The sequence below is a fragment of the Kocuria tytonicola genome (assembly GCF_003687455.1).
GTDB classification, from domain to species: domain Bacteria; phylum Actinomycetota; class Actinomycetes; order Actinomycetales; family Micrococcaceae; genus Kocuria; species Kocuria tytonicola.
Genome location: NZ_PHOA01000180.1, coordinates 1 through 1,941 on the forward strand (window position 1 = coordinate 1; position 1,941 = coordinate 1,941).

The following is a 1,941-nucleotide window of genomic DNA, read 5'->3' on the forward strand; positions in this document are numbered from 1 at the left end:
CCCCCCGCCGCTCCCCGTGGGACCGCGCCGCCGACGACGCCCGCGCGCCCCGCGGGACGCGCGGGGGTGAGCGTCCCGGCGGGGCGATGCCGCGGCGTCGCCCCCTCGACCGCGCCACCGGGAGCGGCGGCACCACCGGAACCGCCGCAGTGGGCGCCCCGGCTCGTCTCCCCCGTCCCCGCGTGGTGCCGCTGAGCCTCCTGCTGCTCGTGGTGACCGCGCTGGGCTGCGTGGGCATGGCCGGTGCGCTGGACGGGCTCTGGTGGGTGATCCCCGTGGCGGCGACCGTGCTCACCGTGCTGCTCGTGACGGGCGCGGCCCGCTGGCTGCGGCTGCCCTCGGCCCTCGTGACCCTGCTGGGGCTCGCCGCGCTGCTGCTGGCGCTGACGCTGGTGCACCTGAACGACCGCGCGCTGCTGGGGTTCATCCCCACGGGCGGGACGTTCACGGCGGCCTCCGCCCTGTGGGCGCAGTCCGGTGACTTCGTCTCCCGCCAGGGCGCACCGTACGGACCGGACCCCGGCCTGTCGTTCGTGCTGTGCGTCCTGGTGGGACTGGTCACGGTGTTCATGGAGACGGTCCTGGTGGGCCTGCGCACGGCAGGACTCGCCTGCTGGGGCGTCCTGGCGCTGCTGCTCGTGCCCGCCCTCACGCTGCCCGGCAGCGTGAGCACCCCGGGTCTCGCGGCGGCCGCGCTCGCGGCACTGGCCCTGCTGGCCGGCTCCCGCCGCTGGGGCGCGACGCGTGCCCGGCAGATCGCCCCCGCTCCCGGTGGCGGTCCCCGCGCCCTGCTGGTGGTCGCGGGGGTGCTCGCCGTGGTGCTCCTCGTGCCCTCGGTGATCCCCGGCTTCTTCAACGGTGCGTTCCCCCAGGGCAGCTCCCTCACCTCGGAACGGGCCGCCGGGGTGGGGCCGCTGCGCGCGGTGGGCCAGGACCTGCGCTCCGACGAGCGCGCGCGGCGCTTCAGCTACACCACCTCGGACGGCGGCGCCCAGTACATGCGCCTGCTCACCCTCTCGGACTTCTCCCAGGACGAGTGGTTCCCGGACACCGAGAACCTGGACGCGGACCTCACCCGGCTCCCGGCCGCCGCGCACGCCGCGGTGCCCGGCGGCACCGAGGTCACCTCCAAGGTCACGTTCGAGGACTACACCGAGCACTGGCTCCCCGCACCGTACGCCCCCGTGGACGTCACCGGGCTCGGGGACGACGGCTGGGGTTTCAGCCCGCGGGACCTCTCCGTCCACAGCTCCGCCGCGGGCATGTCCGGGGCGAGCTACACCGTCACCTCCACGCTGCCGCACGCCACCCCGGACTCCCTGCGCCGGGCCCCCTCGGCCGCGTCCGACGATGCCCTGGCCCCGTACCTGAAGCTGCCCGCCGACCGTCCGCAGGCCGTCGCGGACGCCGCCCGCCAGTACACGGACGGCGCCCGCACCGACTACGACCGGGCGCTCGCGATCCAGAACCACCTGCGCCGGGACTTCCGCTACGACGTCAACGCCCCGCTGGCCCAGGGCTACGACGCGGGCGGCACGGCCTCCCTGGAGAAGTTCATGGCCACCCACGCCGGGTACTCGGGCCACTTCGCGCCCGCCATGGCCCTGATGGCCCGGGAAATGGGCATCCCCGCCCGCGTCGCGGTGGGCTACCTCCCCACGGCTCCGACCACCGGGGCCGACGGCGCCCGGTCCTTCCCCGTGGGCACCGGCGACTCCCACGCCTGGCCGGAGCTGTACTTCCAGGGCGTCGGGTGGGTGCGCTTCGAGCCGACCCCGGGGGTGCCCTCCACCCCGGACTACGCCCCGGAGAACGCCCCGGACCCGGCGGGCGCGGGCAAGGACTCGTCGGCGAGCGCCACGCCGAGCCCGAGCTCCCCCGGGCAGAGCAGCGACCGTCCGAGCGCAACGCCCTCGGACCCGGCCCCGCCCGGTGCCACCC

The 1,941-nt window shown here is 76.5% G+C and carries 1 protein-coding gene; it reads left to right on the plus strand.

What is annotated here, in order from left to right:
• Positions 1 to 1,941: transglutaminase TgpA family protein (locus tag CWC38_RS11660; protein WP_240625253.1), on the plus strand; the 1,941-nt coding region annotated here is incomplete at both ends.